Below are 23669 nucleotides of genomic sequence, written 5' to 3'. Positions count from 1 at the left end.
ATGAAGAAGTTCATAATTATAATCATAGTGACACTGACCTGTTATAGTAGCAGGTTACACGCACAGATCGCAATAGCTGAGGCGGTTAAACTGGTCATTAAAAAAGTGATAAAAGCGATCGATCTGAAAGTCCAACGCATGCAAAACCAAACTATCTGGCTGCAGAATGCCCAAAAAACAATAGAGAATGAACTCTCTAAATTCAGGCTGAATGAGATCTCTTCCTGGTCTGAAAAGCAGCGTTCACTTTATGATGAATACTACCAAGAATTATGGAAGGTTAAATCAAGCATTGCCTATTACCAGCGGATCAAAGAACTAGGCCTGAAACAGATCGCTATGGTGGGCGAATATAAGCGTGCATGGAAACTGTTTCAGTCAGATAAGCACTTCCAATCGAAAGAGATCATCGAAATGCAAAGGGTTTACCTGGGCATTCTGGATGCGAGTGCGAAAAACCTCGACCAGATCATGCTGGTCATCAATCCCGGAAAAACGCAGATGACGGACCAGCAAAGACTGGAAGCGATCAACCGGGCGGGTGACCGTTTTGATGAAAGCTTCGGAGACCTTAGGCAATACAATAATCAGAACATGATCCTGAGCCTGCACCGGAGTAAGGATCTGAACGAAATACGAACCATCAGGAACTATTATGGCCTGCATTAAGCTAACCTGCGCTTTTCTGCTGTTCAGTATGACAGTTGAGGCGCAAACCTTTGCGGAGTGGTTCAAACAAAAAAGCACGCAGAAGAAATACCTGCTCCAGCAGATCGCCGCGCTACAGGTTTACAACGGATATATCCAAAAAGGCTACGGTATTGCCAAAGGCGGACTGGGCTCTATTGGCGGTGCTATCGGGAGCGAGTATGCTCTGCATAGCAGTTACTATACACATCTGCAAGGCGTTAGTGCTCCTGTCAGAAACAATCCGCAGGTTGTTCAAATTTTCCGCTGGCAACAAGACATCTTAAAGCAAATCAGTCAGCTAAAAAAACAGAATGGGATAACCCCAAGCGAAAGCGTGTATATCGGCCGCGTTTGTAAAGCATTGCTAAGTGATTGCGATGCCCGGCTGACCGATCTGCAAACTGTTCTGGCGGATCGTAAAACGGAAATGAGCGATGAGGAACGCATGCGGCAGATCGCCAGGGTGCATGAGGCCATGCAGGACAATAACCGCTTCGCCGCTGAATTTTATAACCAGGTTAAGGTTTATGTGCTGCAAAAGCAGCAGGCAAAAGACGAAGTGAACACTTTAAGAAAATTATATGGAAACCGTTAGATTACTCCGGCGCTATGGAACCATCTTGTTCCTGATACTCTGCTTCGCCATAAAAGCGCAAGCACAAAGCGACGAGCTGCAGCAGTTGTTACTCAATATTGAAAAGTTAACCCAGTTCAAGGCGATCCTCTCGGATATGAAAAAGGGTTACCAAATATATCAGCAAGGGTACAGTAGTATCTCTAACTTATCTAAAGGCAATTTCAACCTGCACAACATTTATCTGACAGGCCTAATGGCAGTTAATCCGGCAGTTCGGAATAATCCCAGGGTTAACCAGATCATCAGCCAGCAACAGGATATCATCCGTGAGTATAAGCGCTATGCCGGCCTGTTCCGTCAAAGCGGAACCTTCAGCTCAAAAGAGCTGGATTATATGGCTAACGTCTACAACCAACTGGTGAAACAAAGCGATACCAATATTGATGACCTGGCCAGCGTCACCACCGTGGGTCAATTAAGAATGTCGGATGATGATCGTCTGCGCGGTATTGATCGCATTTATATCAGCAGTTCCGATCAGCTGCAGTTCCTGCGCTTTTTCAACCGGCAGGCGGTAATGCTCAGTTTGCAGCGGGCTAAAGACCTGAAAGATGCGCGGGTACTCAAAGGTCTTTACGGCTTAAACTAAAAATTAATCTTATGAAAAGGAAGCTATTGCTAAGCGTCTTAACGACGCTCACGGGGATCTTCATTCCCTTATTTTCCAGGGCTGACGGGTTGGCTAATGATATTCACGGCCTACAGGGCGTGCTGGATCATGTCTATTCGGATATGCTGCCGATGTGCAGCCAGCTTATCGGCGTTGCCAGAGGAATCGCCGGATTCGGTGCGCTCTGGTACATTGCTGCCCGGGTGTGGCGGCATTTAGCCAGCGCTGAGCCTGTCGACTTTTACCCCTTGTTGCGGCCGTTTACGATTGGACTTGCTATTCTGTTATTCCCAACTGTGATCGCCGTGATCAACGGTGTGATGAATCCGGTTGTAAGAGCTACCGGCAATATGGTCCAAAGCTCGGATGCCGCGATAGCTAAACTGTTGGCGCAAAAACAGGCGGCAATTGAGAAAACAGATACCTGGCAAATGTACGCAGGAGATGACGGCGAAGGGGATCGTAGTAAATGGTACAAATACACACATCCCAAAGATGAAGACGGAAAAGATGACAACATAATTTCAAGTCTTGGTAACGATGTCAAATTCGCCATGGATAAAGCCAGCTACAAGTTCCGCAACAGTGTCAAACAATGGATGTCCGAAGTTTTACAGGTCGTTTATGAAGCCGCAGCGCTTTGTATCAACACGATCCGGACCTTTTATATGATCGTCCTGGCCATTCTCGGCCCTCTGGTATTTGGCCTGTCTGTGTTTGACGGGTTCCAGCATACGCTAAGCACCTGGCTGGCTAAATACCTGAATGTGTTTTTATGGCTGCCGGTCGCCAATATTTTTGGAAGCATCATTGGTAAGGTTCAGGAAAACATGCTGAAGCTGGATATTTCACAGGTCAACCAGGCCGGGGACACTTTCTTCAGTTCTACCGATACTGCTTACCTGATCTTCCTGTTGATCGGCATCGTCGGGTACTTCACGGTGCCTGCTGTAGCCGGTTATATTATCAATCCGGGCGGCGGGAATGGCCTGCTGAATAAAGTCACTAACCTGACATCCGTAACCGTTAGTTCTGTCCAATCTTCTTCTTATGCCGCCGGTTCGGCAGCAGTGAACCGTATGGCAGAAGGCGCTAAAAATTTCTTTAATGCCCCGGGCCATATCGCCGAAGGTTACCATTCAGCAGGCTCTAACAATGTCCAATCCGAAAAATTAAATGGAGACCCTAAAAAATAAAGCTCATGTTTACACACCTCAGAAATATCGAAACTGCTTTTCAGCAGAACAAGCGCATTGTCGCACTGGTCATTCTAACCAGTGCTATTATTTCCATTGCTGCCATTTATTTTTCGTTCGCAGCATACCAGAAAGCATCCGCCCATATCTACGTGCTGGCTAATGGTAAGGCACTGGAAGCTTTTGCCGCCGACAGAAAGGATAATATCCCGGTAGAAGCGCGTGACCATATCAAGATGTTCCATCATTATTTTTTCACGCTTGATCCCGACGAGAAGGTAATTCAAGGTAACATCAGCAAGGCGTTGTATCTGGCTGACGAAACAGCACGCAACCAGTATGACGATCTCAAGGAAAAAAGTTATTACAATAACCTGATTTCCGGGAATATCAGTCAGACGATCACGGTCGACAGCATTCAGCTGAATATGAACAGCTATCCATATGCTTTCAAGTGCTTTGCAACCGAAAAGCTCATCCGTTCCACGTCGACCATCCATAAATTACTGGTTACACAGGGCAGCCTGCGTAATGTAAGCCGGTCCGATAATAACCCGCACGGCTTTCTGATCGAACATTGGGAAACCCTGGCGAACCGTGACACCTCAATCAATAACCCATGATCCGCGGATATATCTACCGGTTCAACGACTGGTTCAACAGCCGGGGGGAATGGATGCAGATCTGCCTGTATCTCGGATTCTGTATTGTCTTCCTCGGCCTGCTCGCTGTTAGCATATACTTCAGTCGTTTCGATGAGCAGGTCAACCCGATTACAGTACCCACGCATATCGGCCAGCCATCGGGCCCGCAATTCACTGATTCATTAACCTCTAAAAAACACTGATATGGAAAAGCAACGAAAATTCTTACTGGTATTACCGCTGTTGGTCATACCATTTCTCACGATGGCCTTTTGGGCATTAGGTGGCGGCAAATCCGGAAATGTGCTGATGGCCAATAGTAGAGGCCTGGACACGGATCTGCCCGAAGCACAGTTTAAGGATAAAGAAAAAACAGACAAGATGGCTGTTTACCAGGCGGCGCAGCGCGACCCTGCACAGGACGGCGTAAGTCCGGCTTTTTTACAATCCATGGGACTTGGAAAGTCGCCGGCACAGAAGGCAGACTCCGTCTCCACGCCAGACGATCAGGCTCAAAAGATTCAGGCGAAACTGGCGCAATTAAACAGTCAATTAAGCCGTCCGCAGGAAGCTCCACAACCGTCTGTCAGCTATGAAGAACCTGAGCCGCAACAGGTAAAGCAGCTTAAAAAAATAATGCGCAATATGAATGGCGGCGGAAATGCACCAGACCCTGAAATGCAGCAATTGAACAGAATGCTGGATAAGATACAGGCCATTCAAAATCCTTCGTCTGTACAGCAAAAAACAATGGCATCAGAGCCAGCCAAGCCCTTTCGGGCTATTTCCGCTGTGATCGATGGCAAGCAAAAGGTTGCCGACGGGGCATCTGTCAAACTCCGGCTGACCGATACTGCAACCATTAAGAACCAACTGCTGCCGAAAGGCCAGGAAATTTATGGCTTATGCCAGGTCACCAACCAGCGGCTGCTACTGACCATCCAAAATATCCGCCTGGAGAAACAGATCATTCCGGTCAACCTCACCGTCTTCAGTTTGGACGGTATGCCAGGGATACCCGCACCGGAAGCTGAATTATCCGGTGCGGCAGGTGGTGGTGCCGATGATGCTATTCAAAGCATGCAGTTCCTGAGCATGGATCAAAGCCTCGGAGCACAGGCGGCAGCCGGTGGTGTCAATGCGGCCAAAGGCTTGTTCAGCAAAAAGATCAAGAAAATCAGAGTCAAATTAAAGGATGAGTTACCTGTCCTGTTAAAAATCAATCGTTAATTAAAAATAAGTATTATGAACACAGAAAATTTAGGCTACCTGCAAAAGCAATTACTAAACCTGGGGTTTGGTGAGAAATTAAATGATGAACTGGAAAAGAATATTAGGGCCGGAAAGAAAGAGTTTGTACTTTCAACTGATCAGGAGTACAACAAGCAAAATGTCGACTACTCGCTGCACTATAAAGCCGGTGATCAAAACGACATGTATTTCTTCAATAAATATGATGCCTCTTTGCGGGACAAAGACATGCAGCAAACGTTTTATATCAATAAAGGTAGCGGTATCACTGCTAAGGAGGCCTATAATCTGATGGACGGCCGGGCGGTGCATAAACAACTGGAAAACCTGGAGGGAGAAAAATACAATGCCTGGATCGTTATAGATAAAGAGAACAAAACGGAGAACGGCAACTTCAAGTTGAGGCCATTCACAGATGGCTGGAATTACAAGCCGGAGCGTGCCATTGACAAACTGGATATCGTAGGTATCAACGAGGAAGGTGCCCGGGATAAATTGATGAAGTCATTGGAAAAAGGTAACCGGCACCAGGTTACCGCGATGAAAGACGGCAAGGAAGTTAAACTTTACCTGGAAGCTAACCCTGCTGAACACCGGGTCAACCTGACCAATTACAAAGGCGAGGCCCAGCAATTAGAACATTATAAAAAGCCTGAGCTAAAAAATGAAGTTAAAAAAGATCAGAAGCAAGCGCAGACCACGGAGGATGCGCCTGCAAAAAAGCCAAGAAAGAGCGCTAAAATGAAAATGTAATTTCTATATTGCCTTCATAATGACCGGCGATCTGCCGGTTAATTGTGATAAGGTTTAGGTTGAAAGTCCCCGGCAGCGAGTGTTTGGGGACTTTTATTTTTCCTTAATTCCGGGTAACGCTTACTTTTGCAGCTGACATGAGAAACAATTTTGAGCAGATCAAAGCAGACGTTAAGCGCCTGCATACCCAGGGCGTAAATTTACTCAATGCTATCAGGGATGAACAGTTCCCGGAACAGATGGAACAGCATTTTACCAACACACTTAAAAAGAACTATCAGGAATTTAAGAAGGGTCTGCCGGTATTTAAGTCCGCTTATCAACCCTGGTATAGCGAAGCGGTTGCTGTGGTCAGGATCCTGCTGCCGTTGCGTCACAATGACTTTGTCCGATTATATGAACGGCCCAAAGTGCGTAAAGAGATCACCAGAGAAAATTACGTCATCGAAGACTATCTGAGCGATACGGTTGTGACGGCTGGATTCGATAAAAAAGTGGTGGCGGGTCCTGATGCGGCCATTCCGGCTTTCGAACAGCAGTTCCATATTGTTGGCGCAATCCTGAACACTGTAGAAAGTACGCTGCTTGACATCCGTCGCGAAATTCAGATAGGCTTACTGGACGCTGAACTTGACAAAGCTGCGCAATTGGCTAAAAATAAACTCTATCGCGCAGCAGGTGTGATCGCCGGACTTGTCCTGGAAAAGCACCTGGAACAGGTTTGTGAACGCAGACAATTGAAGATAAGCCGAAAAAGCATCGCTGACCTGAATGAACTGCTTAAAAAGAATGAGATCATCGACTTTCCGGATTACCGGCACATCGGCTTACTAGCTGAACTACATCAGCTTTCCATTCAAAACAAAAAACGGGATCCTGAGCCTGCGGAAATCGCTGATTTGATCAATGGAACCGATAAAGTGATCAAGACCGTTTTTTAACTCAATTTAATATAAGCTGCAAGGGGCGTTATAGAATTGAATGCCCTGCATTTTATGATCTCGTTAATCCGGTCATTGTAGAATACTTCAGCGTAAAAATCAGGGTGGCTGTAAAGAGCCACTTTAATATCGCCTTCTGTCCTCACATCAACGAAGTTGCCCTGCATCGCTAAAGCTGCTTTTTCATCTGCCTTGAGTGCGTTGAAATCGGCTAAGGTCATGCGGCTAAGATAAGAACTGAAAGTTATGAATTTGCCGATTCCACCGTAATTTTAAGCGTTTCCGGCAGGCAAGGACGGCTTTGCAGGAATGCAAGGCGCTGCGTGCCGGTAAGGTGTTGGTTCAGCCAGGTTTTCACATCCCCGCGCTCTAAGATCGCAGGCATCCGGTCATGTATCTCCGCCATCGCTCGGTTCGGCGGCATAGTGATCATCAAACAAGTAGGCAGCAACACATTCGTATCTACATCCATCCAAATATCCCACAGACCCGCGATATAAAAAGGCTTGCCATCCACGCGCTCGATGCGGTACGATTTCTTTTGATCCTTGTTATACTCAAAAAAAGCCTGGATGCGGATTACACAATGTTTACGGCCCAATTGATTGCGCCAGGTCGTATGCAAGTTCTCGATACGCGCATGCTTGTGTTTCGCGTGAATCTTCTCATCATCCGCGGTCAATAAACCCCAGCGATATTGCTGCACCTTATCCGGCAAGGCATCCGTCACCACCGTCAACATACTCCCTGGATTCCCGGTCGCATTCGGTTTGGGTTTAAACTGACGGCCGTCCCGGCCCGTGATTACCACATCTTTTTGTTCACCTACTAAAACTCTTCCGCACATAATCAAAAAATAATTAACAAAATTACTAAATATTTTAGTAATTAAGATGACTATTATAGAAATATGAAAATGCAACGATAATAGATACAATTGCCGTTTGCTATTGAGGTGGGCTTTTTATTACCTTTGTAATGTTAAAGACATTGGGAGCAAAAGTTGGATTAGCTCTGTTATTTCATGAGGTCTTTGGGGTGGTGTTTGGTGTTATTCTCCATGAAACATTGGAATTAATATTTAAACATTTAAAGCAAAGAATTATGAAAGTAGACTACAAAACTATTGGCAAAAAAATCTGGTGTGGGGCCTTAGCGGAGATATTGGTATGAAACACCACCCCATGATAGCCTTGTGAAGTGCAGACCAAGCGACACCTACTTCCCAAATGCGGGCCTTGGCGGGGTTCGATTCCCTGCCTCTCCTCCAACAATAAAGGCAATGTACAGTGCAATGCCATCGATATAATACAGGCGGGTAATTTATCCGCCTGTTCTTTTGTCATTAAACTAGTTATCCCTCGAAACGGTAGTGCCAGTCGGTCTCTTTTTCGGCTAAAGGCTTTAACTCATTTGTATAATTTTCGCTTATATAAAAGGTCTTCCAGTGGCTCACTTCCGAGATCATATGCCGGACAGTGATGGTGATGTTCAGTTCAGACCGACCGGAACCTTTCATGGCCTGATGGATGATGCCGCAGACCTTGCGTACGAATTCATCGATATGTTGTTTTTTCCCTTGGGGCGGATAGAACGTAGCCCGGTAAAAATCCAATTCAAAACGGCGCAGGTCTATAGACAAACCGCGCGCTGCGGATCAAACTCAAATAGATGTTCCACGTCCCGCTTATTGATCTTATGGAGTAATTTGGGATTGTTCCGGACCCATTGCATCAGGATTTGCTTCAGCCCTGCGTAAAATTTCTCCTGTCCGTAACTCATTTAACCCTAATAATATCATTCCAATTGGTCGTGTACTGCTTGCTTAAGAACTCCTGCTTCATTTTCCAGGTTTTCTCGTAACCCTCAGCGGCGACTCTCAATGCGCCACGACCGTAGCGGGTGTTGATGTCATCCATCAAATTACTCAGTGCGTCCTGTTTGCTGTGATCATAGTTACTGAAGAGATTGAATTGCACCTCGCCCGCAGGAATGATCCCGGTAGCGCGCACGCCTGTTTTCAGGTAATTATAACCCGGTTGGTAGATCGCACGCAAAGCCTGCACGCAAATTTTTGTCAGTTGCTGGGTGCTGTTCGTAGCGAACGGCACTTTGACCGTGATACTCGGGTAATGCTGGTCATGTTTCTCGTTGTGCTTATTGGTGCGCAGGTATATCGTCAGCATCATTGCCATGCTATTTTGCTGCCGCAGTTTCACTGCAACGGTTGCAGCGTGCATAGCCGCCGCTTCCTCGATCTGCGCCAGTTCAGTTTGATAGGTATTAAAACTCTGACTGGATTCGATGCCTTTCGAACGGTCGGCAACATCTTTGATCATGTTGCAGGGAACGCCCCATAATTCTTGGTGCAACCGCCAGCCCTGAACAGTCATTTGCTGTCGTACCAGGTCGGCTTTCAGCTGCCGGAAATCTTCTGCGGTAACCACGCCCAATTCTTTTAACTTTTCATAATACTGCCTGCCCACACCCCAGACATCCTCGATCGGAAAATTTTTAACGACCGCATTAATTTTTGCTTCGGTATCCAGCACCAGAAAATTAGTCTTCATTTTTTTTGATGCTTTATTGGCCAGCTTCGCCAGTGCCATTGTCGGACCGACACCCACGGTGATCGACAATCCCGTATCGCGCATGACGTTACTGCTAATAGTGGCCACATGTTGCTCGAGATCAATGCCTGAAATATTGCCTAAAGCCAAAAACGCCTCATCGATGCTGTAAACCATCAGCATATAGGTATATCGCGCCAGATTATTCATCATCCGCGCGCTCATATCCGCATACAGTGCATAGTTACTGCTGAATATCGCCGCATCCAATTCTTTGAGCCGCTGGCGTACGATAAATTCCGCGTCCGCCATTTTGATCCCAGCAGCCTTGGCTTCATTGCTCCGCGCAATAACACAGCCGTCGTTATTAGACAGCACCACAACTACCCGGCCTTTCAGTGTTGGGTTGAACAGCGTTTCGCAGCTGACATAACAATTATTGATATCAACATGCGCAAACACGGCCATACCTCCCTTTCTTTTGCGACGGCTGCAACAAAGGGTTCAATGTCAGCATAACCACACCCCAGCATTCCCATTTGTCTTCTGCGATAACGATCGTTTCGGCTTTGGTATTCGCCTTCAGCAAAAGCTGACCTTGCTCCGGGCAATACGCTCGAACATAAAAATCTCCCTCATGAAAGAAAACAACGATACAGCCAGGCACCGGTGCCAGCGAGCGGTCGATCACGAGAATGTGATCTTCGAGGATATGATAACCCGTCATCGCACTGCTGCCCATCCGCATATAATAAGTATTGTCCGGATCAACCACGGTAATATCCGTGATATCCAGCGCCGGCTCTTCATGCGTCAGCATCGGCAGGCGAAAGCCCAGCACATCCCTTTTAGTTGCCTGTTTCCTCAATTTCAGCATCGAACAAAATTATCAAACAGATTTTAAAATACTAATATTTTTAGCATAAATTTGTAAACATAAAAGGAGAATCGATGGCTTATCAGGTTTTAACAGCAGATAGCGGAACAGTAATAGCGGACACCAGTTCCGATCTATGGGTGCAGGTAAATGAACTGAAAGAGGTCGTCATTGCGCGAAATACAGCGTATTGCCTGGCGACCCTTTATCAGATCAAAGGTGGTTTTATACCTGAAAAAGTTTATGTGTTCCAGGCCCGCAAAATTGAACTGTCCATTTTGAAAGATGTGGTAGATTTCTATTTTACGACCTTATTGGAAACAGAATTATATGTGAAAGAGGTGCCGAAGGATTCAGCTTTGTTTGAACAGGAAGCAGTAAGATTATATGGAACAGTTAGCGTTTTTTGCGGAAACGGGGCAGAGTAAAGACCTGCCGAAGCATTTATTGGAATATCAGCCGGGCTTGATCTCATTAGCGGAGAGCGACCGCTTACTAAAACATTTTATTGCGGATACGCCATGGAAGCAAACTACGCAAAAACTATGGGACAAGGAATATCTGACGACGCGACTGATCTGCTGGTATGGGGATGCGGATCGTATTGCCAGCGCATTACCCTGGACATCGGAATTACAGGTGATCCGGGAACAGGTCGAGCAGTTGGCGGGGATTCGTTTCAATACCGTACTGTTGAATTACTATCGTGATGGAAACGATTCTGTCGCCTGGCACAGCGATAAGGAAAGCATTATGGGGAGTCAGCCAGTCATTGCCTCGGTAAGTTTTGGTGAGGTACGCAGTTTTGATATCCGGAATAAAGCTGACCATACCGAAAAATATTCTGTTCGCTTAGAGCACGGTTCTGTTCTATTGATGAAAAGTGGCTTACAGGAGCACTGGGAACACCGTATCGCAAAATCCAATAAGCCGATGAAAGCCAGGATAAACCTGACCTTTCGTTTGGTGATCTGATATTTTACCAACACTACTTATTATTAAAGCAACCCTCAATTATCTTAGCAGCATGAAGAAACTGTCCGTTATTTGCCTTTTAGGCCTTTCCATAACACTGATCTCCTGGGGATTTAAAGGCCATCACGCCATCGCTACCATAGCCCAGAAACATTTGACCAGTAATACTGCATATGTGGTTTCTGCGTACCTGAAAGGAGAAAGCATGGCAGACGTAGCTACCTGGGCAGATGAGAACAAGAACCCCAAAACCGCACCATGGCATTATACGAATCTGCCTTTAGGATTAACGCACGATGCTTTTGTGAAAGCAGTAAGTGAAAGCGACAACAACGTTTACACCGCTATCCTGAAAACAGAGGCTCAGTTAAAAGACAAAAGCCTTTCTTCAGAACAAAAGTATGAAGCGTTAAAATACCTGATCCACTTGATAGGCGATGCGCATCAGCCCATGCACGTTGCACGCAGGGAAGATAAAGGCGGGAACGCAGTGCAGGTACGTTTTGATAACAAGGGAACTAATTTGCACACCCTATGGGACAGCAGACTGATCGATCATGAGGGTTTGAGCGAATCCGATATTGCCAAAAATTATGATACAGCAACTGGCCCGCAGATCAAACAATGGCAGGGAGACAGTCCGATGGAGTGGCTTTGGGAAAGTTATCAGATCAGCAGCGAGTTATATGCGAACACAAAATCAGGTCAGCAGATCGATGAAGCGTATTATCAGAAATACATACCTGTCATCCGTAAACGGGTAGATCAGGCGGGTATTCGTCTTGCGGGTGAACTGAATAAATTATTCAATTTAGCGATGCCACCGGTTGTCACCGTTGTGCCAGTTCAAACTACAGTTACTACAATAACAACAGTAAAATTAGAAGATGCCAAAAACACTATTGGAAAAACGGTAATAATACAAGGCAAGGTATTCAGCAGCAGGGATATAGGTAGCATGATCCTGGTCAACTTAGGTGCAGCATATCCTAACCAACTGCTGACAATAGCACTTAAGGGGAAAGCAAAAGAAATTGGGAGTCAGTTGGAAAACAAAACCATTACAGTAGAAGGCGAAGTGATCGATTACAAAGGCAAACCAGAGATCATTGTGACAGACCCCGCTAAGATTAAATTTTAACTGATGAATGAACCGTTTATTATCACTGTAAACTATCAGGGGACCGAACATGAATTCAAAGCCCGGTTCGAACGGTGGGGATATACACACCGTATCGCTGTACTGATTGGCGACACGACCTATAATTTGAACCCGACGAAGAAGGTGGTTACCGCGCAATGATAAACGAGACAAACCAGATCGTTTTACCTGATCTAACTTTATTGGAAGTTATTTCTCAAAAATTAGTTAGTCTAAGCAAAGCGTAGAGAACGTCACTTAATTAGCCATTCCTACATAATGAATGGGCATATAAACAGTTAAAATAAATACTTGTTAATCGGATATGGAAAGAATCGGTTTTGGTGGTAGTTGCCATTGGTGTACGGAAGCGATTTTTCAGTCACTGAAGGGTGTTTATGATGTCGAGCAAGGCTGGATCGCTTCAGAGGGTGAAGAATCGGGATTTTCTGAGGCAGTCATTGTCACTTACGATCCTGCGACCATTACATTGGAAACTCTGATAGCTGTTCATCTCCACACGCATAGCTGCACTTCTGAACACAGTATGCGGTCTAAATACCGCTCAGCGGTCTATACTTTGGATGATAATCAGGTACCCCTGGTCAAAGAGGCCATTGGTAAATTACAGGTGGATTTTGACTTACCGATCATTACCCAAATTATTCCGTTCAAAGCCTTTAAGGTGAACCAGGAACAATACCTTAATTATTACTACAGCGATCCTGAAAAGCTTTTCTGTCAGAATGTGGTCAAACCAAAACTTAGGCTATTGCTGGACCGGTTCGGTAAAGTAATAACCGAACAGGCGAAGCAATTACTCTAAATATGGAGGCTGTAGTATTTGCCCAGAATACCTAAACTATTTTATGTTAATCTTCATAACTTCCAGTATTAGAAGAAACTATATTTTGCGTAAGATCTTTAACTTCTTGTTTGATGCGCTGGTAATTCAATAGCACTTCTTTAGGCTTTAACCCACGAATGGACGGTATATCCTCATAGTCAATTTCTTCCTCCCTGATACGGTCGTGGTCATTTTGGATTTCGCAATGAAAGCTTTTTAATTCGATCTTATTGGTTGGGTCATCGGAAACCATACCTACAAATTCACCAGAAGACAAGGCGGCGATTTTCGAAGCGGGTATCGCGTAATCCAGTTGCGTAGAGCGGCTGATGGAAGTATCGCTGCTGTTGATGGAAACACTTTCTTTTTGCTGGTTGATCTTACCAAAGCGCTCAGACAACTGTTTAGCGGTATCGCCGGTCACCTGTCCGCATATGATGTTTCCGACAATGTTCATGATCACCTCCGCTTGCTCACGGCCGTAGTCTTTCTTTAATTGCGAATAATCCTGAACACCTAATGTAACGGCAACTTTGTTAGAACGAGCCGTAGCGATCAGATTATCAATGCCGTTAAAATAAATGGTCGGAAACTCATCGAATATGAGGCTGCATTTTTGTTGGTGCTTACGGTTGACCAGTTTATTGATACGGTTGACATACAACGATAGCACCGCTCCATACACCTGCGATTTCTGCGGATTATTAGCCAGGCATACCACTTTCGGATCGTTAGGATTATTAATGTCCAGCGAAAAATCATTACCACTCAATACATAATACAATTGCGGTGATGATAATCTTGCCAATGATATTTTCGCACTGGCTATTTGTCCTTCCAATTGCTCATAGGCTTCATTTTTCCAGGCGGAAATAAAAGGATTGATCAATACTTCGATTTCCGGTTCACTTGTCAATACCGCAAACAGATCTTTATAATCCACCAGCGATAATTCTATCACATGCGGCAACGTGCAATATTTACCGCCGTCGTATTTCTTCAGGAACCAAATTAACGCGGTGACAAAATTAATGGGCGATTCGACAAAAAAGTCGCCTTGCTTTTTAATCCATTCTCGGTTCAGGCCCAGCATGATCGTCCGCGCCGACTCTATTGCGTCCGTGATATCTAGCATTGTATCGGGCTCCAGCGGATTGCTGCGGTGCATGATTTTTTCAAAGTTGATGACGTAAAAGGAACGCCCACCGTGTTGCCGCAGCGCGTTGTAAGCGATCTTGCTCAAATCATCGTATTTAAAATCATAGATCAGCATGCTGAAGCCTTTGGCGATGTGCTGGGTAATGATATGCCGGATCACAAAATAGGATTTGCCGGCACCTGGGCTGCCGCCGACCAGCGTTCCCCTGAACGGGTTGATCACGTTTATCCAACTGGCCCTTTCTTTGCCCTTAAGTTGATATTTGGCTGGCAAGTTAATGGAGTACTCATTTTCCAGCAACCGTTCTTCCTGGGGAAAGGTCTCATTTTCTTTATTAAAAATATCGTTGCCTAATTTCAGTTTCAGCATCCGGAACAACAGTCCTCCGCCGGTCATAAACAAAAGATAACCGAAGGTAGTAGCACCGATATATAGCCAGGGCAACCACAGTAAATAGATACTGACAAAGTAAATAAGTAAGCCGGTCACGCAGTAAGTAACAATAGTTTTGGGTCTGATCTTCTCGTCCCGTTTGCCTTTACTGCCAATAAGTGATACGATAAGCAATAATAGCGCGCTCAATTTAGCGATCAGCGTCGTTTTGAAAACGCCCATTTTGGCCAGGGGCAACAAAATATGGTCGACGATCCTGTGCGTTAACTTCACATCATAAAATGCTTTATAACAGCACAGGTAAAAATGTATGACCAATATAGCGATACTCAATAGCCTGGTAAAATCTATGATCTTGCGCAGGGCTTGTTCGTTTTCTCCGGTTTGCATATCATTTTATAGATTAAGTCCTTTACGTTTTTTCTTTTTGAATTTGTTGAGTGCAGCCTGGTCCTCATGTTCGGGGGCGAACAGTATATTCAACAGTTCATTGGCACCCGTTTCGGGTTGGCTTAAAGAATCACCGGGATGATCCAGTGCTTCTTTTTTGACAGATACTGGCTCAGGCAGGAATCGGTCACTGAGTAAATTGGCGCTGTAAGCTTTGCCCAGATCGCTGCCGTTAAATACGGCTTTATTCTTTTGATCAATAAACGTCACGCCATAGATACGGCCTTCATCGTTTTGCCGCAGGATACATTTGATCCCTTGTTCTCTTAAAGCGTTTTGCAATGTTCTTTTCGTTTGCGGCTTTTCGAGTATTTCATCCAGTATCTTGATCAGGCCTTCTTTGAACGGCTTGCGCAATTGTGTATTAAGTTTGAATTTTTCGTTCAGGACTTTTAGCGTGGGCTTTCCATAGATCGAGCTTGCCTTGATCGGTACACCAATTTTGTTTCCCTGCTTATCGAGAATCCAATAGACCAGGCCTTCACGCGCATACATCTGCGAATCTTTGGAACCACGGTCAGCCTGGATATTGTATTGCTGTAATATCGCGTTGAGTTCCGGAACACTGGTGAACTTATAACTGCGGACCACATAATTAACAAGGTTAGTAAGCACGCGCTTGGTTTCCGCTTTGCCATATTCTGCCGCTGACAGGTCCGCTTTCAGATCAGGCTTTTGTTGAAGTCGGTCTTCAGCTTTTGTCAGGCCGTATTTGATCTCAATGGCCTTGCGGATCTTCTCTGATTCATTTTGTCCCAGGTAATGCAGGCTGATCCGCTCACCATCCCGTTTTATATTGGTGGTTAAAATGTGAATATGCGGGTGACCAGCATCTTCATGCCGGTAAACTAAATAAGGCTGCGTCGCGAAACCGACGCCCTGCAAATAATCTTTGGATAGCTGACAGAGTGTTTCATCAGGCAAATTTTCACCACTGGGAAAATTCAGGGAGATATGGACCGTGTTGGTTTTTGATCGCTGATTCATTCCGGCCAGATCGGTCAGCCTGATAAGTTTATCATTAAAAGACAACTCATCTTTATCCTTTGGGTATTTCACCGCTGCTATCAAACTAGCTTTTTGCTGTTTCACTTTATTCTCATTGTAGTTCAGCGCGCCGATCAGGCTTTTGCCGCTCTTAATTTTTGCGACCATATATCCGCGTATTGGTTCATCCTGTCTTTAATTTGCCGGATAGAAGGCTCCAGCTTAGTGTTGATCACACTGAGTAAACTCAGCCAAAGCCTGGTGTCCGCGTGCCCGTGTGCACTGTTAATACTGCGCATGGCCTGGTTTAAATTGTTACCTATCGCATTCAACTCCTGCCTGAGCAGGATCATTTCTTCCAGCACATCATCCATAGCCTTGTCGCGGTAAGTAACGGTTATGGGCTTATCTAAAAGCAGGCTCCGCATATATTCGCTCAGCTTTCTGAACTGTGTCTTTTTAAACTTTCCGTTCAGCAGTTGGTATTCCTCAGGTTTTAGCCGGATGTTATACCACCTTGATCTGTTATCATCCTGTTCACTCATGTTATGGGTCTTTAAAATCCGACTTCGGAGGATTTTACCTGGACCGCGGCCGACTTAGGAGAGCCGGGGCAAGATTCAATTGTGACACAATTGTACATCTTGCTGACTGCTGCGAAGCGGGCGGTCTTATCCTCCTTTCAGTGTTTTATCAGGCATTTTCTGTTGTTTGATCCGGCTTCGCCTTGTGGCTTAGATAAAGTTCAAGTGCCTGTATATTGATATCTTTTAGGGATTCATCATATTCCACTCCAAAAGTTTTGAGCCGCTTTAAAAGGCCTTTGGGTATCCGGTTATTGAACTGTACTTCAGGCTCAGTTTTTATAGGTGCTGCTTTAACCGGCAGGACTTCCTGAATGGGTGTATTCGGCTGCTCCCTTTTGAGTTTATCGGCAAGACTGCCGAGTTTGTTTTTATAATCTTCCATTTGCTATCAAAATAATTTGCTATAAATTGATGCTATGTTGCTATCATGCTACATTGCTATAAAGGCTTGCTATGATGCTATATTGCTAAACTTCTATCACTATATTTTGCGATAATGCTAGCTTACTATAGAAATAGAAAGCTATCATACTATACGGCACTGATGTGTTCAACGACTTCTTCTGTCAACGCCATGATCTCTTCTTTTGCTTTGTTATCGGTGCCGTTTAAAATACCTGCGGTCAAGGATGATCGCGCGATACTCACCCGGTCATGCACCCTTGTTTTCAGTAAGGGCGTACCCATGTTTTGCAGTAGCACTGCAACATCCCGGGTAATACCAGATCTCGGCTTAACCATGTTCAGTACGATACCTGCTTTAAGGTGCGGCGCTTTACTTTGTGCTTCCTTGATGAGCGCCAACGTGGAGCGGATAGCCATGACGTCAAAAAAGCCGGCTTTTGTCGGTACCAAAATAAAGTCTGAATATTGGAATAACTCAGGTAAGCGGATTGATAAGTAAGGCGGGGTGTCTATAATGATCAGATCATAAGCCAGTTTTTGAATGTCTTTTAGTTGATCTGCACCGATGATGGCCAGTTCTGGAAAATCTTCCCTGATATGGTATAAACTACCCTGGAGGTCGGTATCTACTAAGGCTACTGATAATTGATCCTGGAAACAAAGCGCCAGGTTAATCGCTAAGGTACTTTTGCCTACGCCACCCTTCTGGTGGGCTATGGTGATGATCTTTGCCATGATGATTTTTGCTAAGTTTATATTTTGATAGTTTGCTATGATGTTAGCAGCGCATTTTCCCACAGGCGTTTACGCAGCTTTTTCTCCTGCTCGAAGTTGTATATCCATTCGCCTGCCAGCAACTTCCAATTGCGGTAGGGGGTTCCTTTAGGGCTGCACCAATTCGTTTTTTCGTAGAAATTGAAAAATGGTTCGGCCTGGCTGATGATACTTTTCTGATCAAAATAAATTTCGACCAGTCGTTTTTGCGGTGGCATTTCAGTGCCAAAACCTTTTTGATAAATCTGTTCTGGTTTGATAACGGGCGTAGGATTCACAGGTACCCGCTTGGCTTTACGTTTAACCATAGTGTTGGATTAAAAGGCCGGCCTGTTTGCAACAGGGCCGGCAGGTGGGCAAGGTTTTCAGGCACTCTTGTTGGCTGACATCATAAACGTGATGTCCTCATAATCGTAATAAATAGAGCCACCAATTTTGGTATATGGCAGGATGCCGCCGTCCCGCAGGGATTGCAGGAAACCATGTGAAATGCCCAGCAGTTTCTTGACTTCAGCGGACTTGAGCCATTTCTTGCCTGGTGTACCGCTGGCGCATTCTTTCATGATCCGCTTTAATTCCTGAAGCATATCCTCCTTGAACTCTACGAGATCACCGAGGGTGAGAATTTGGTTCCGGTTAGGAACAATGCCGGACATCTTGGCCCGTTCTTGTGTTGCTTTATCCATAACATTTCTGATTTATCGGGCTTCAAAGTTGGAAAACCTTTCCATCTAAAAATGACAACTTTGGTAGAGGTGGTGGCGTTTTTAAATCTAAAATGGCCCGGATGGATCGATATGAACTAAAAAAAGATATCCTATTTGTAATCAACTGACGGATTTTGAAAACACCAGCGGGATATCGATCATCATTTCGCCGTTTCGGTTACAAATGTCCTTGATTTGGTTATAAGGACCAGATCACGAATACTGACCTTTGATCATTCATTAATCATACTTATGGAAAATCAGATCGATTCATCAAACAACTATCAGCCAGTTGCACTGGTTACCGGCGCTAATCAGGGCGTAGGCTTTCAGATCGCTAAAGAACTTGCAGCCAAGGGTTACAAAGTATATGTCGGGTCACGTAATTTAAATAACGGTAAAAAAGCAGTTGCCGAAATAGGTGCAGATACTCATGCCATCCAACTGGATGTTACGCAGCAATCATCCATCAGCGCCGCGGTAGAACGCATCGAAAAAGAAACCGGGCGACTGGACCTGCTGGTGAATAATGCAGGGATAGCACATGCCGGTAAACCCGGGCGCACGGTTGAGGAGGTAATGGAATCCGGCAGGGCCGTAAATGTATCCTTAGATGAGGTTCGGACCGTTTGGGAAACAAACGTATTCGGGGTTATTGCCGTTACTCAGGCAGTGCTACCTTTACTCCGCAAATCATCGGCCGCACGCGTTGTCAATGTATCCAGTGGCCTGGGTTCGCTTACCTGGATATCTGATCCGGAATGCTGGGCAAGGCAGCACTTTGGCATTGTCTACGCAGCTTCGAAAACAGCCCTTAATGCCGTTACACTGGCTTTCGCCTTGGAACTGGAAAAAGAAAACATTAAGGTAAATGCTACAAGCCCTGGCTACACCGCCACAGCGCTGAACAATTTCCAGGGTACGGATAGCCTTGAAGTTGGCTCGCGCGAACCTGTACGTGTGGCTTTAGAAACCGATGGCTCAACAGGCGGCTTTACCGGTCCTGATGGCCCGATGCCCTGGTAATTTATACCACCATTGAAATAATTGCAGTGTAATTTATGGCCGGTGGCAGAGCGGTCACCGGTTATAAATGTTATCTTTAAAGTATGAAAAGCGAATCGCCAAAGGTCGAAAAGGTAGAATCAATAACAAAAATACACCGCATGCTCGGTATTCCAGGGCCTGTTCACCCATTGATAAGTTTGCTGGAATCATCTCAGTTGATGAATTTGTGTCAATTCCCGGCGAGCTACGTTATTGGCTTCTATAAGATCACCTTTGTTACCAAACTTGCAGGAAAATTCAGGTATGGTCAGGGTTATTATGATTTTGATGAGGGCAGCCTGATGTTTACAGCACCTAACCAGGTGGTGGGCCATATTGATTCTTATACGGATAATGAAGGCCTGTCGCTGTTCATCCATCCCGATTTCCTCCAAGGCTACCCATTAGCTGCCAAGATCAAACAATTTGGTTTTTTCTCCTACGCCAGCAACGAGGCATTGCACATTTCTGAACAGGAACGTACGACCATGCTGGCCATTTATAGCATCATTCGTGAAGAACTGAATAGCCGGATAGATGATTTTACGCACGAGATGATTATTGCGCAGACCGAGTTGTTGCTGAATTATGCCAAACGTTTTTACAATCGGCAATTCTTGACCCGAAAGGTAGTTAACAGTGATCTGGTTCAGCAACTGGAAGAGTTATTAAATGCTTATTTTAATAAAGATAAGCAAGTGGGTGATGGTGTACCAACCGTTCAATACCTGGCAGATAAATTGAATTATACCCCTAATTATTTAAGTGATATGCTGCGGTCGCTCACCGGGCTGAATGCTCAACAGCACATCCATCAAAAGCTGATCGAAAGATCGAAAGAATTGCTTTCCACTACACACCTTACCATTAGCGAAGTGGCCTATCAGTTAGGTTTCGAACATCCGCAGTCTTTCAGCCGGCTGTTCAAAATGAAAACCAAAACATCGCCTGCACAGTTCAGGTCGTCCTTCAATTGATTACCTACTACTTTATCAGTAGCGTTTATAACACAATATCCGGTTTGGGTTAACAATAATAACGTAAAGAACTATAAGGCAAAAAGCCGGATTGCTCCGGCCTTTAATAATGTATTGTATTCCTGTTTTTTCAAACAACCTTAATTATAGCTGCACAGACAATTGTAAATGTCCGTTCAGACCATTTTCAACAATGTTTTGAAGCGTAGAAAGTCGCACATCTTTTAAGTTATTTTCAACCTTCGAGATATACCCTTTTGTTGTACCACATTTTTTAGCTAACTGCTCTTGTGTCATTCCCTTAGAAAGACGAGCTTCTTTTAAGATAACGCCAAGGATAAAATCTTCTGATTCTCTTTCGTAAGACTCCCGAACAGGTGTGCCGGGCAGACCGAATTCATTATCCTTAAATTCGTCGAAAGTCATTATGTCTTTATTTAATGTTTTCATATTCCTTTTTAATTTTTAAGGCTCGTTCTATTTCGTTAGCAGGTGTTTTCATCGTTTTTTTCTGAAAACCATTCATTAATATAACCAGGTTGCCTTTATCAAAAAAACAAAATATCCTGAAAATATTTGTTCCTGATGCTACTCTGATCTCATACAACCCATCCGTTCCTTCCAGATGCTTCAGATGTTTTCCGGGTACGCGTTCGACTGTTTCGATCAAATCGATCACCCAAGATATTTTAGCTTTTACCTTCGGCGATTGAACTTTGGCAAAATCAAAAAAATACCGTTTATAAAAAATTGCTTTTCTAATCCGTTCCATACAAATTTAATTAAAGTTGCCCAATTGGGCAACTTGTTAAATGATTTTTTTATAAGAAAATATTGATTCAATAATCACTACACTAACTTGGGCAGCGCGAGGCCCTTTCAATACCCCAGAAAGCATAAACAGACCGCTGTTAGTAAAAGCTAATGGCGGTAGCTGTTTCTGAGCATAAAGTCCGGGTGATATTTGTTCGGCAATTTCCTTCCACTCGTCTTGTGTCAGCCAAAACATAAAGTCCGGCGGAAAACGCTTGGAATGCGTAGTTACGGCCCGGTGTAAAACGGCAATATTTACTTCATATAGTGCAGCCGCGTCAAAGTCGAACACGACAGTTTTGCCACGAACTTTAAATACCTTGCCAGTCAATAATTCTATCAATTTCAATGGTGTAGCCATGATCAAAAAAGTTTTGGTGAATGAATTAATTAGCTTGCCTTTTTCTTTTAGGAGCAACCTTTGGCACTCCCTTACGGGCCGCCGCCCTTTTCGGATGAGGTTCCAGCTTTTCCTTCAGCACACTCATATCATCGCTGATCTTTTTGAGCAATACGCGGGCATAGATCTGCGTTGTGGCGATCTTGGTATGCCCCATCATTTTGCTGACGGTTTCAATCGGAACGTTATTGGACAGGGTGATTGTGGTGGCGAACGTGTGCCTGGCGACTCCGAAGGTCAGCTTCTTTTTTACACCCACCATTTTGGCGATCTCTTTCAGATAACTGTTCACCTTTTGATTGGAGATCGTGGGGAACACCGTCCCGCAAGCAAGCGAGCGGGGATTATCCCGGTATTTAGCCATGATGATACGGGCAGGCTCCAATAAAGGAATATTAGTGGGTTCGTTGCTTTTTTGCCGGAAAAGCTTCAGCCATTTGCCGCCGTCTTCTCCGGTTACCACGTTATTGTCTTTAAGATTCATCAAGTCGACAAACGAAAGTCCGGTATAGCAGGCAAAGAAGAAAAAGTCCTTGATCATGTTGATGCTTTCGGCCTCGAATACATGCTGCTGAATAGCTGTCAGTTCAGCGTTGGTCAGGAATGCCGTTTCCACTTTCTTATAGCGGAATTTATAGTTCTTGAACGGGTCTTTTGAGATCCAGGTCAGCTTAAGCGCCAGTGTTGTCATCTTGCGCAAACGGATCAAGTGTTTCATAACGCCGTTATTATTCATTGGCCGCTGATGATCCTTGGGCTGATGATTGCGCAAAAAAGTCTCGAAATCAATAATGAACCTGTAGTCGATATCATTGATTCGAACGTCAGTCGTGTTCCGTTTTTCTTTAAGGAATTTTTCCAGGTAGCGGCGGGTTACGGCGTAGTGTTTGATCGTACTCCAGGTTAATGCTGCTGATGCGGTTTCATAATGGTAGTCCATCAGTTTGCTGAGGGGGTAAGTTTCATCTGTTTGTTCGCCGAGAAACATAGCTTTAAGCAGCGCGGGAGTGACCTCTTTGCCCGCGATCTGCAACTGCTGGTAATACGTGGTAATGGTGAATTTTACCTGCTCCAGGTAAGCATTGGTGTCTCTGGCCTCAGGCACCCTGGCTTTGAGGCCGCTGTGCCCGGCGTCCCAGTTTTCGACTTTTACGTAATGCTTTAGGGCGAATCGAATCCGCTCTTTGTTGATGGTAATTGCTGCGTAAACATTAGTTACGCCATCCTTTGCCTTTTCTTTTTTGATGGTGAAATGCACACCAAATGACTGCGATGTTTTCATCTTTTTAACAGTTTTTAAATGAATAAATGATTAATTACATCCCGAAATAGTCATTTTCGGGGGCCAGGAAAGGGGGCAGAGCGTTTGTATTTCCAGTCTTTTCAAGTACATTACGATCCTTATTTAAAGGACATAACTATTTATGATACAATCACTTAACTCTTTCTTGGCCCCCAAATGTAAAAACTAATTCCGGGGGTCCGGATTGGTGTTCCAAAGTGTGTATTCGTAAGGACTGAAAAGGATTGGAATAAAACAAAAAACCCTCTAAATCAGCGATTTAGAGGGTTTGTGATTCTTCAAAAATCACATTTTGTGCGCCCACCTGGGCTCGAACCAGGGACCAAAAGATTATGAGTCTTCTACTCTAACCAGCTGAGCTATAGGCCCCGAAAAACCTATTAGGTTTTGCGAGTGCAATGTTACATATTTGCAGCGAATTTTAAAAGTAGTTTTAATGGAAAATATAAAAAATCTTATTTTAGATTATGGAAATGTCATCTTTGAAATAGATTTCAAAAAGGCCCAGCAAGCATTCACAGACCTCGGTGTGCCT

30 protein-coding genes, 1 tRNA gene and 1 pseudogene are annotated in these 23669 nt (G+C 44.7%); 15 read left to right on the top strand and 17 right to left on the bottom strand.

The features are described from left to right. The 8 genes from ABIX36_RS17010 (at position 1) to ABIX36_RS16975 (ending at position 6722) form a co-directional block, all read left to right on the top strand. Positions 1–669 (top strand): conjugal transfer protein TraI, encoded by a 669-nt coding sequence (locus ABIX36_RS17010; RefSeq protein ID WP_348083364.1) that lies wholly within the window; start codon positions 1–3, stop codon positions 667–669. A gap of 28 nt (positions 670–697) precedes the next feature. After that, positions 698–1285: a hypothetical protein gene (locus ABIX36_RS17005; protein WP_348083363.1), complete on the top strand. Its 588-nt coding sequence runs from the start codon at positions 698–700 to the stop codon at positions 1283–1285. Continuing rightward, positions 1272–1916 (top strand): TerB family tellurite resistance protein, encoded by a 645-nt coding sequence (locus ABIX36_RS17000; RefSeq protein ID WP_348083362.1) that lies wholly within the window; start codon positions 1272–1274, stop codon positions 1914–1916. The genes ABIX36_RS17005 and ABIX36_RS17000 overlap by 14 nt, the downstream gene beginning before the upstream one ends. A gap of 11 nt (positions 1917–1927) precedes the next feature. After that, complete coding sequence (gene traJ / locus ABIX36_RS16995) at positions 1928–3133, top strand: conjugative transposon protein TraJ (RefSeq protein WP_348083361.1); 1206 nt, start codon at positions 1928–1930, stop codon at positions 3131–3133. Between the two features lie 5 nt (positions 3134–3138). Next, complete coding sequence (gene traK / locus ABIX36_RS16990; RefSeq protein WP_348083360.1) at positions 3139–3756, top strand: conjugative transposon protein TraK; 618 nt, start codon at positions 3139–3141, stop codon at positions 3754–3756. Between the two features lie 225 nt (positions 3757–3981). Then, positions 3982–5007 carry a conjugative transposon protein TraM gene (gene traM / locus ABIX36_RS16985; RefSeq protein WP_348083359.1) on the top strand — a complete coding sequence of 342 codons (1026 nt, stop codon included), beginning with the start codon at positions 3982–3984 and terminating at the stop codon, positions 5005–5007. 15 nt (positions 5008–5022) lie between these two features. Continuing rightward, on the top strand, positions 5023–5781 hold the full coding sequence (locus tag ABIX36_RS16980; protein WP_348083358.1) for a hypothetical protein: 759 nt from the start codon (positions 5023–5025) through the stop codon (positions 5779–5781). A 137-nt stretch (positions 5782–5918) separates the two neighbouring features. Further along, entirely contained in the window at positions 5919–6722 is an 804-nt protein-coding gene (locus tag ABIX36_RS16975) for a hypothetical protein (RefSeq protein WP_348083357.1), read from the top strand. On the opposite strand, the gene ABIX36_RS16970 is transcribed toward ABIX36_RS16975, so the two are convergent. From ABIX36_RS16970 to ABIX36_RS16950, 5 genes are all read right to left on the bottom strand, one after another. Next, positions 6719–6943, bottom strand: coding sequence for a hypothetical protein (locus tag ABIX36_RS16970; protein WP_348083356.1), 225 nt, complete (start codon positions 6941–6943; stop codon positions 6719–6721). The two genes, ABIX36_RS16975 and ABIX36_RS16970, sit on opposite strands and share 4 nt — an antisense overlap. Positions 6944–6966: 23 nt before the next feature. Continuing rightward, positions 6967–7569, bottom strand: coding sequence for an SOS response-associated peptidase family protein (locus ABIX36_RS16965; RefSeq protein ID WP_348083355.1), 603 nt, complete (start codon positions 7567–7569; stop codon positions 6967–6969). Positions 7570–8076: 507 nt separating this feature from the next. Continuing rightward, a complete protein-coding gene (locus ABIX36_RS16960; RefSeq protein WP_348083354.1) occupies positions 8077–8364 on the bottom strand; it encodes a hypothetical protein in 288 nt (95 codons plus the stop codon). Positions 8365–8500: 136 nt separating this feature from the next. Next, entirely contained in the window at positions 8501–9760 is a 1260-nt protein-coding gene (locus tag ABIX36_RS16955) for a Y-family DNA polymerase (RefSeq protein WP_348083353.1), read from the bottom strand. Beyond that, complete coding sequence (locus tag ABIX36_RS16950) at positions 9738–10169, bottom strand: S24 family peptidase (RefSeq protein ID WP_348083352.1); 432 nt, start codon at positions 10167–10169, stop codon at positions 9738–9740. The genes ABIX36_RS16955 and ABIX36_RS16950 overlap by 23 nt, the downstream gene beginning before the upstream one ends. 74 nt (positions 10170–10243) lie before the next feature. On the opposite strand from ABIX36_RS16950, the gene ABIX36_RS16945 reads away from it, so the two are divergent. The 4 genes from ABIX36_RS16945 (at position 10244) to ABIX36_RS16930 (ending at position 13111) form a co-directional block, all read left to right on the top strand. Then, a complete protein-coding gene (locus ABIX36_RS16945; protein WP_348083351.1) occupies positions 10244–10597 on the top strand; it encodes a hypothetical protein in 354 nt (117 codons plus the stop codon). Beyond that, positions 10557–11144, top strand: a complete 588-nt coding sequence (locus tag ABIX36_RS16940) for an alpha-ketoglutarate-dependent dioxygenase AlkB (protein ID WP_348083350.1) — start codon at positions 10557–10559, stop codon at positions 11142–11144. The genes ABIX36_RS16945 and ABIX36_RS16940 overlap by 41 nt, the downstream gene beginning before the upstream one ends. A gap of 52 nt (positions 11145–11196) precedes the next feature. Next, on the top strand, positions 11197–12285 hold the full coding sequence (locus ABIX36_RS16935) for a S1/P1 nuclease (protein WP_348083349.1): 1089 nt from the start codon (positions 11197–11199) through the stop codon (positions 12283–12285). 325 nt (positions 12286–12610) lie between these two features. After that, positions 12611–13111, top strand: coding sequence for a peptide-methionine (S)-S-oxide reductase (locus ABIX36_RS16930; RefSeq protein ID WP_348083348.1), 501 nt, complete (start codon positions 12611–12613; stop codon positions 13109–13111). 46 nt (positions 13112–13157) lie between these two features. Here the strand turns inward: ABIX36_RS16930 and mobC are convergent, their stop codons facing one another. The 7 genes from mobC to ABIX36_RS16895 form a co-directional block, all read right to left on the bottom strand. Next, positions 13158–15074, bottom strand: coding sequence for a conjugal transfer protein MobC (gene mobC / locus ABIX36_RS16925; RefSeq protein ID WP_348083347.1), 1917 nt, complete (start codon positions 15072–15074; stop codon positions 13158–13160). Positions 15075–15080: 6 nt separating this feature from the next. Beyond that, positions 15081–16289 (bottom strand): relaxase/mobilization nuclease domain-containing protein, encoded by a 1209-nt coding sequence (locus ABIX36_RS16920; protein WP_348083346.1) that lies wholly within the window; start codon positions 16287–16289, stop codon positions 15081–15083. After that, positions 16256–16666 carry a plasmid mobilization relaxosome protein MobC gene (locus tag ABIX36_RS16915; RefSeq protein WP_348083345.1) on the bottom strand — a complete coding sequence of 137 codons (411 nt, stop codon included), beginning with the start codon at positions 16664–16666 and terminating at the stop codon, positions 16256–16258. Before ABIX36_RS16915 ends, ABIX36_RS16920 begins: the two co-directional genes overlap by 34 nt. A 148-nt stretch (positions 16667–16814) precedes the next feature. Continuing rightward, positions 16815–17090 carry a hypothetical protein gene (locus ABIX36_RS16910; protein ID WP_348083344.1) on the bottom strand — a complete coding sequence of 92 codons (276 nt, stop codon included), beginning with the start codon at positions 17088–17090 and terminating at the stop codon, positions 16815–16817. 149 nt (positions 17091–17239) lie between these two features. After that, on the bottom strand, positions 17240–17848 hold the full coding sequence (locus ABIX36_RS16905; RefSeq protein WP_348083343.1) for a ParA family protein: 609 nt from the start codon (positions 17846–17848) through the stop codon (positions 17240–17242). Positions 17849–17883: 35 nt separating this feature from the next. Further along, a complete protein-coding gene (locus tag ABIX36_RS16900) occupies positions 17884–18195 on the bottom strand; it encodes a hypothetical protein (RefSeq protein ID WP_348083342.1) in 312 nt (103 codons plus the stop codon). A gap of 57 nt (positions 18196–18252) precedes the next feature. Then, positions 18253–18573: a helix-turn-helix domain-containing protein gene (locus ABIX36_RS16895; protein ID WP_348083341.1), complete on the bottom strand. Its 321-nt coding sequence runs from the start codon at positions 18571–18573 to the stop codon at positions 18253–18255. 273 nt (positions 18574–18846) lie between these two features. On the opposite strand from ABIX36_RS16895, the gene ABIX36_RS16890 reads away from it, so the two are divergent. Further along, positions 18847–19620 (top strand): SDR family NAD(P)-dependent oxidoreductase, encoded by a 774-nt coding sequence (locus ABIX36_RS16890; RefSeq protein WP_348083340.1) that lies wholly within the window; start codon positions 18847–18849, stop codon positions 19618–19620. 200 nt (positions 19621–19820) lie between these two features. Beyond that, on the top strand, positions 19821–20618 hold the full coding sequence (locus ABIX36_RS16885; RefSeq protein WP_348083339.1) for an AraC family transcriptional regulator: 798 nt from the start codon (positions 19821–19823) through the stop codon (positions 20616–20618). 144 nt (positions 20619–20762) lie between these two features. Here the strand turns inward: ABIX36_RS16885 and ABIX36_RS16880 are convergent, their stop codons facing one another. From ABIX36_RS16880 to ABIX36_RS16860, 5 genes are all read right to left on the bottom strand, one after another. After that, positions 20763–21068, bottom strand: a complete 306-nt coding sequence (locus ABIX36_RS16880; RefSeq protein WP_348083338.1) for a helix-turn-helix transcriptional regulator — start codon at positions 21066–21068, stop codon at positions 20763–20765. Next, positions 21052–21390 (bottom strand): type II toxin-antitoxin system RelE/ParE family toxin, encoded by a 339-nt coding sequence (locus ABIX36_RS16875; RefSeq protein ID WP_348083337.1) that lies wholly within the window; start codon positions 21388–21390, stop codon positions 21052–21054. Before ABIX36_RS16875 ends, ABIX36_RS16880 begins: the two co-directional genes overlap by 17 nt. Before the next feature lie 36 nt (positions 21391–21426). After that, the gene (locus ABIX36_RS16870) at positions 21427–21792 is read right to left on the bottom strand and encodes an ORF6N domain-containing protein (RefSeq protein ID WP_348083336.1); all 366 of its coding nucleotides are present in this window, start codon (positions 21790–21792) and stop codon (positions 21427–21429) included. A gap of 25 nt (positions 21793–21817) precedes the next feature. Further along, positions 21818–23113: a site-specific integrase gene (locus ABIX36_RS16865; RefSeq protein ID WP_348083335.1), complete on the bottom strand. Its 1296-nt coding sequence runs from the start codon at positions 23111–23113 to the stop codon at positions 21818–21820. 316 nt (positions 23114–23429) lie between these two features. Further along, a tRNA-Ile gene (locus ABIX36_RS16860) sits at positions 23430–23503 on the bottom strand. 67 nt (positions 23504–23570) lie between these two features. On the opposite strand from ABIX36_RS16860, the pseudogene ABIX36_RS16855 reads away from it, so the two are divergent. After that, a pseudogene (locus ABIX36_RS16855) lies at positions 23571–23669 on the top strand (HAD family phosphatase); the annotation flags it as partial.

The organism is Mucilaginibacter sp., from assembly GCF_039925265.1.
Taxonomy (GTDB): Bacteria; Bacteroidota; Bacteroidia; order Sphingobacteriales; family Sphingobacteriaceae; genus Mucilaginibacter.
The sequence above is the reverse complement of the archived record's forward strand: the minus strand, read 5'-3'. Positions and strand labels throughout refer to the sequence as shown.

Coding starts and splice junctions, on each gene's coding strand:
- ABIX36_RS16945 (WP_348083351.1), top strand. CDS start 10,244: ATGGCTTATCAGGTTTTAACAGCAGATAGCGGAACAGTAATAGCGGAC.
- ABIX36_RS16910 (WP_348083344.1), bottom strand. CDS start 17,090: ATGGAAGATTATAAAAACAAACTCGGCAGTCTTGCCGATAAACTCAAA.
- ABIX36_RS16915 (WP_348083345.1), bottom strand. CDS start 16,666: ATGAGTGAACAGGATGATAACAGATCAAGGTGGTATAACATCCGGCTA.
- ABIX36_RS17000 (WP_348083362.1), top strand. CDS start 1,272: ATGGAAACCGTTAGATTACTCCGGCGCTATGGAACCATCTTGTTCCTG.
- ABIX36_RS16970 (WP_348083356.1), bottom strand. CDS start 6,943: ATGACCTTAGCCGATTTCAACGCACTCAAGGCAGATGAAAAAGCAGCT.
- mobC (WP_348083347.1), bottom strand. CDS start 15,074: ATGCAAACCGGAGAAAACGAACAAGCCCTGCGCAAGATCATAGATTTT.
- ABIX36_RS16930 (WP_348083348.1), top strand. CDS start 12,611: ATGGAAAGAATCGGTTTTGGTGGTAGTTGCCATTGGTGTACGGAAGCG.
- ABIX36_RS16895 (WP_348083341.1), bottom strand. CDS start 18,573: ATGGATAAAGCAACACAAGAACGGGCCAAGATGTCCGGCATTGTTCCT.
- ABIX36_RS16940 (WP_348083350.1), top strand. CDS start 10,557: ATGGAACAGTTAGCGTTTTTTGCGGAAACGGGGCAGAGTAAAGACCTG.
- ABIX36_RS16950 (WP_348083352.1), bottom strand. CDS start 10,169: ATGCTGAAATTGAGGAAACAGGCAACTAAAAGGGATGTGCTGGGCTTT.
- traM (WP_348083359.1), top strand. CDS start 3,982: ATGGAAAAGCAACGAAAATTCTTACTGGTATTACCGCTGTTGGTCATA.
- ABIX36_RS17010 (WP_348083364.1), top strand. CDS start 1: ATGAAGAAGTTCATAATTATAATCATAGTGACACTGACCTGTTATAGT.
- ABIX36_RS16905 (WP_348083343.1), bottom strand. CDS start 17,848: ATGGCAAAGATCATCACCATAGCCCACCAGAAGGGTGGCGTAGGCAAA.
- ABIX36_RS16920 (WP_348083346.1), bottom strand. CDS start 16,289: ATGGTCGCAAAAATTAAGAGCGGCAAAAGCCTGATCGGCGCGCTGAAC.
- ABIX36_RS16955 (WP_348083353.1), bottom strand. CDS start 9,760: ATGGCCGTGTTTGCGCATGTTGATATCAATAATTGTTATGTCAGCTGC.
- ABIX36_RS16890 (WP_348083340.1), top strand. CDS start 18,847: ATGGAAAATCAGATCGATTCATCAAACAACTATCAGCCAGTTGCACTG.
- ABIX36_RS16865 (WP_348083335.1), bottom strand. CDS start 23,113: ATGAAAACATCGCAGTCATTTGGTGTGCATTTCACCATCAAAAAAGAA.
- ABIX36_RS16875 (WP_348083337.1), bottom strand. CDS start 21,390: ATGGAACGGATTAGAAAAGCAATTTTTTATAAACGGTATTTTTTTGAT.
- ABIX36_RS16975 (WP_348083357.1), top strand. CDS start 5,919: ATGAGAAACAATTTTGAGCAGATCAAAGCAGACGTTAAGCGCCTGCAT.
- traJ (WP_348083361.1), top strand. CDS start 1,928: ATGAAAAGGAAGCTATTGCTAAGCGTCTTAACGACGCTCACGGGGATC.
- traK (WP_348083360.1), top strand. CDS start 3,139: ATGTTTACACACCTCAGAAATATCGAAACTGCTTTTCAGCAGAACAAG.
- ABIX36_RS16935 (WP_348083349.1), top strand. CDS start 11,197: ATGAAGAAACTGTCCGTTATTTGCCTTTTAGGCCTTTCCATAACACTG.
- ABIX36_RS16880 (WP_348083338.1), bottom strand. CDS start 21,068: ATGAAAACATTAAATAAAGACATAATGACTTTCGACGAATTTAAGGAT.
- ABIX36_RS16980 (WP_348083358.1), top strand. CDS start 5,023: ATGAACACAGAAAATTTAGGCTACCTGCAAAAGCAATTACTAAACCTG.
- ABIX36_RS16900 (WP_348083342.1), bottom strand. CDS start 18,195: ATGGTTAAACGTAAAGCCAAGCGGGTACCTGTGAATCCTACGCCCGTT.
- ABIX36_RS16870 (WP_348083336.1), bottom strand. CDS start 21,792: ATGGCTACACCATTGAAATTGATAGAATTATTGACTGGCAAGGTATTT.
- ABIX36_RS16885 (WP_348083339.1), top strand. CDS start 19,821: ATGAATTTGTGTCAATTCCCGGCGAGCTACGTTATTGGCTTCTATAAG.
- ABIX36_RS17005 (WP_348083363.1), top strand. CDS start 698: ATGACAGTTGAGGCGCAAACCTTTGCGGAGTGGTTCAAACAAAAAAGC.
- ABIX36_RS16965 (WP_348083355.1), bottom strand. CDS start 7,569: ATGTGCGGAAGAGTTTTAGTAGGTGAACAAAAAGATGTGGTAATCACG.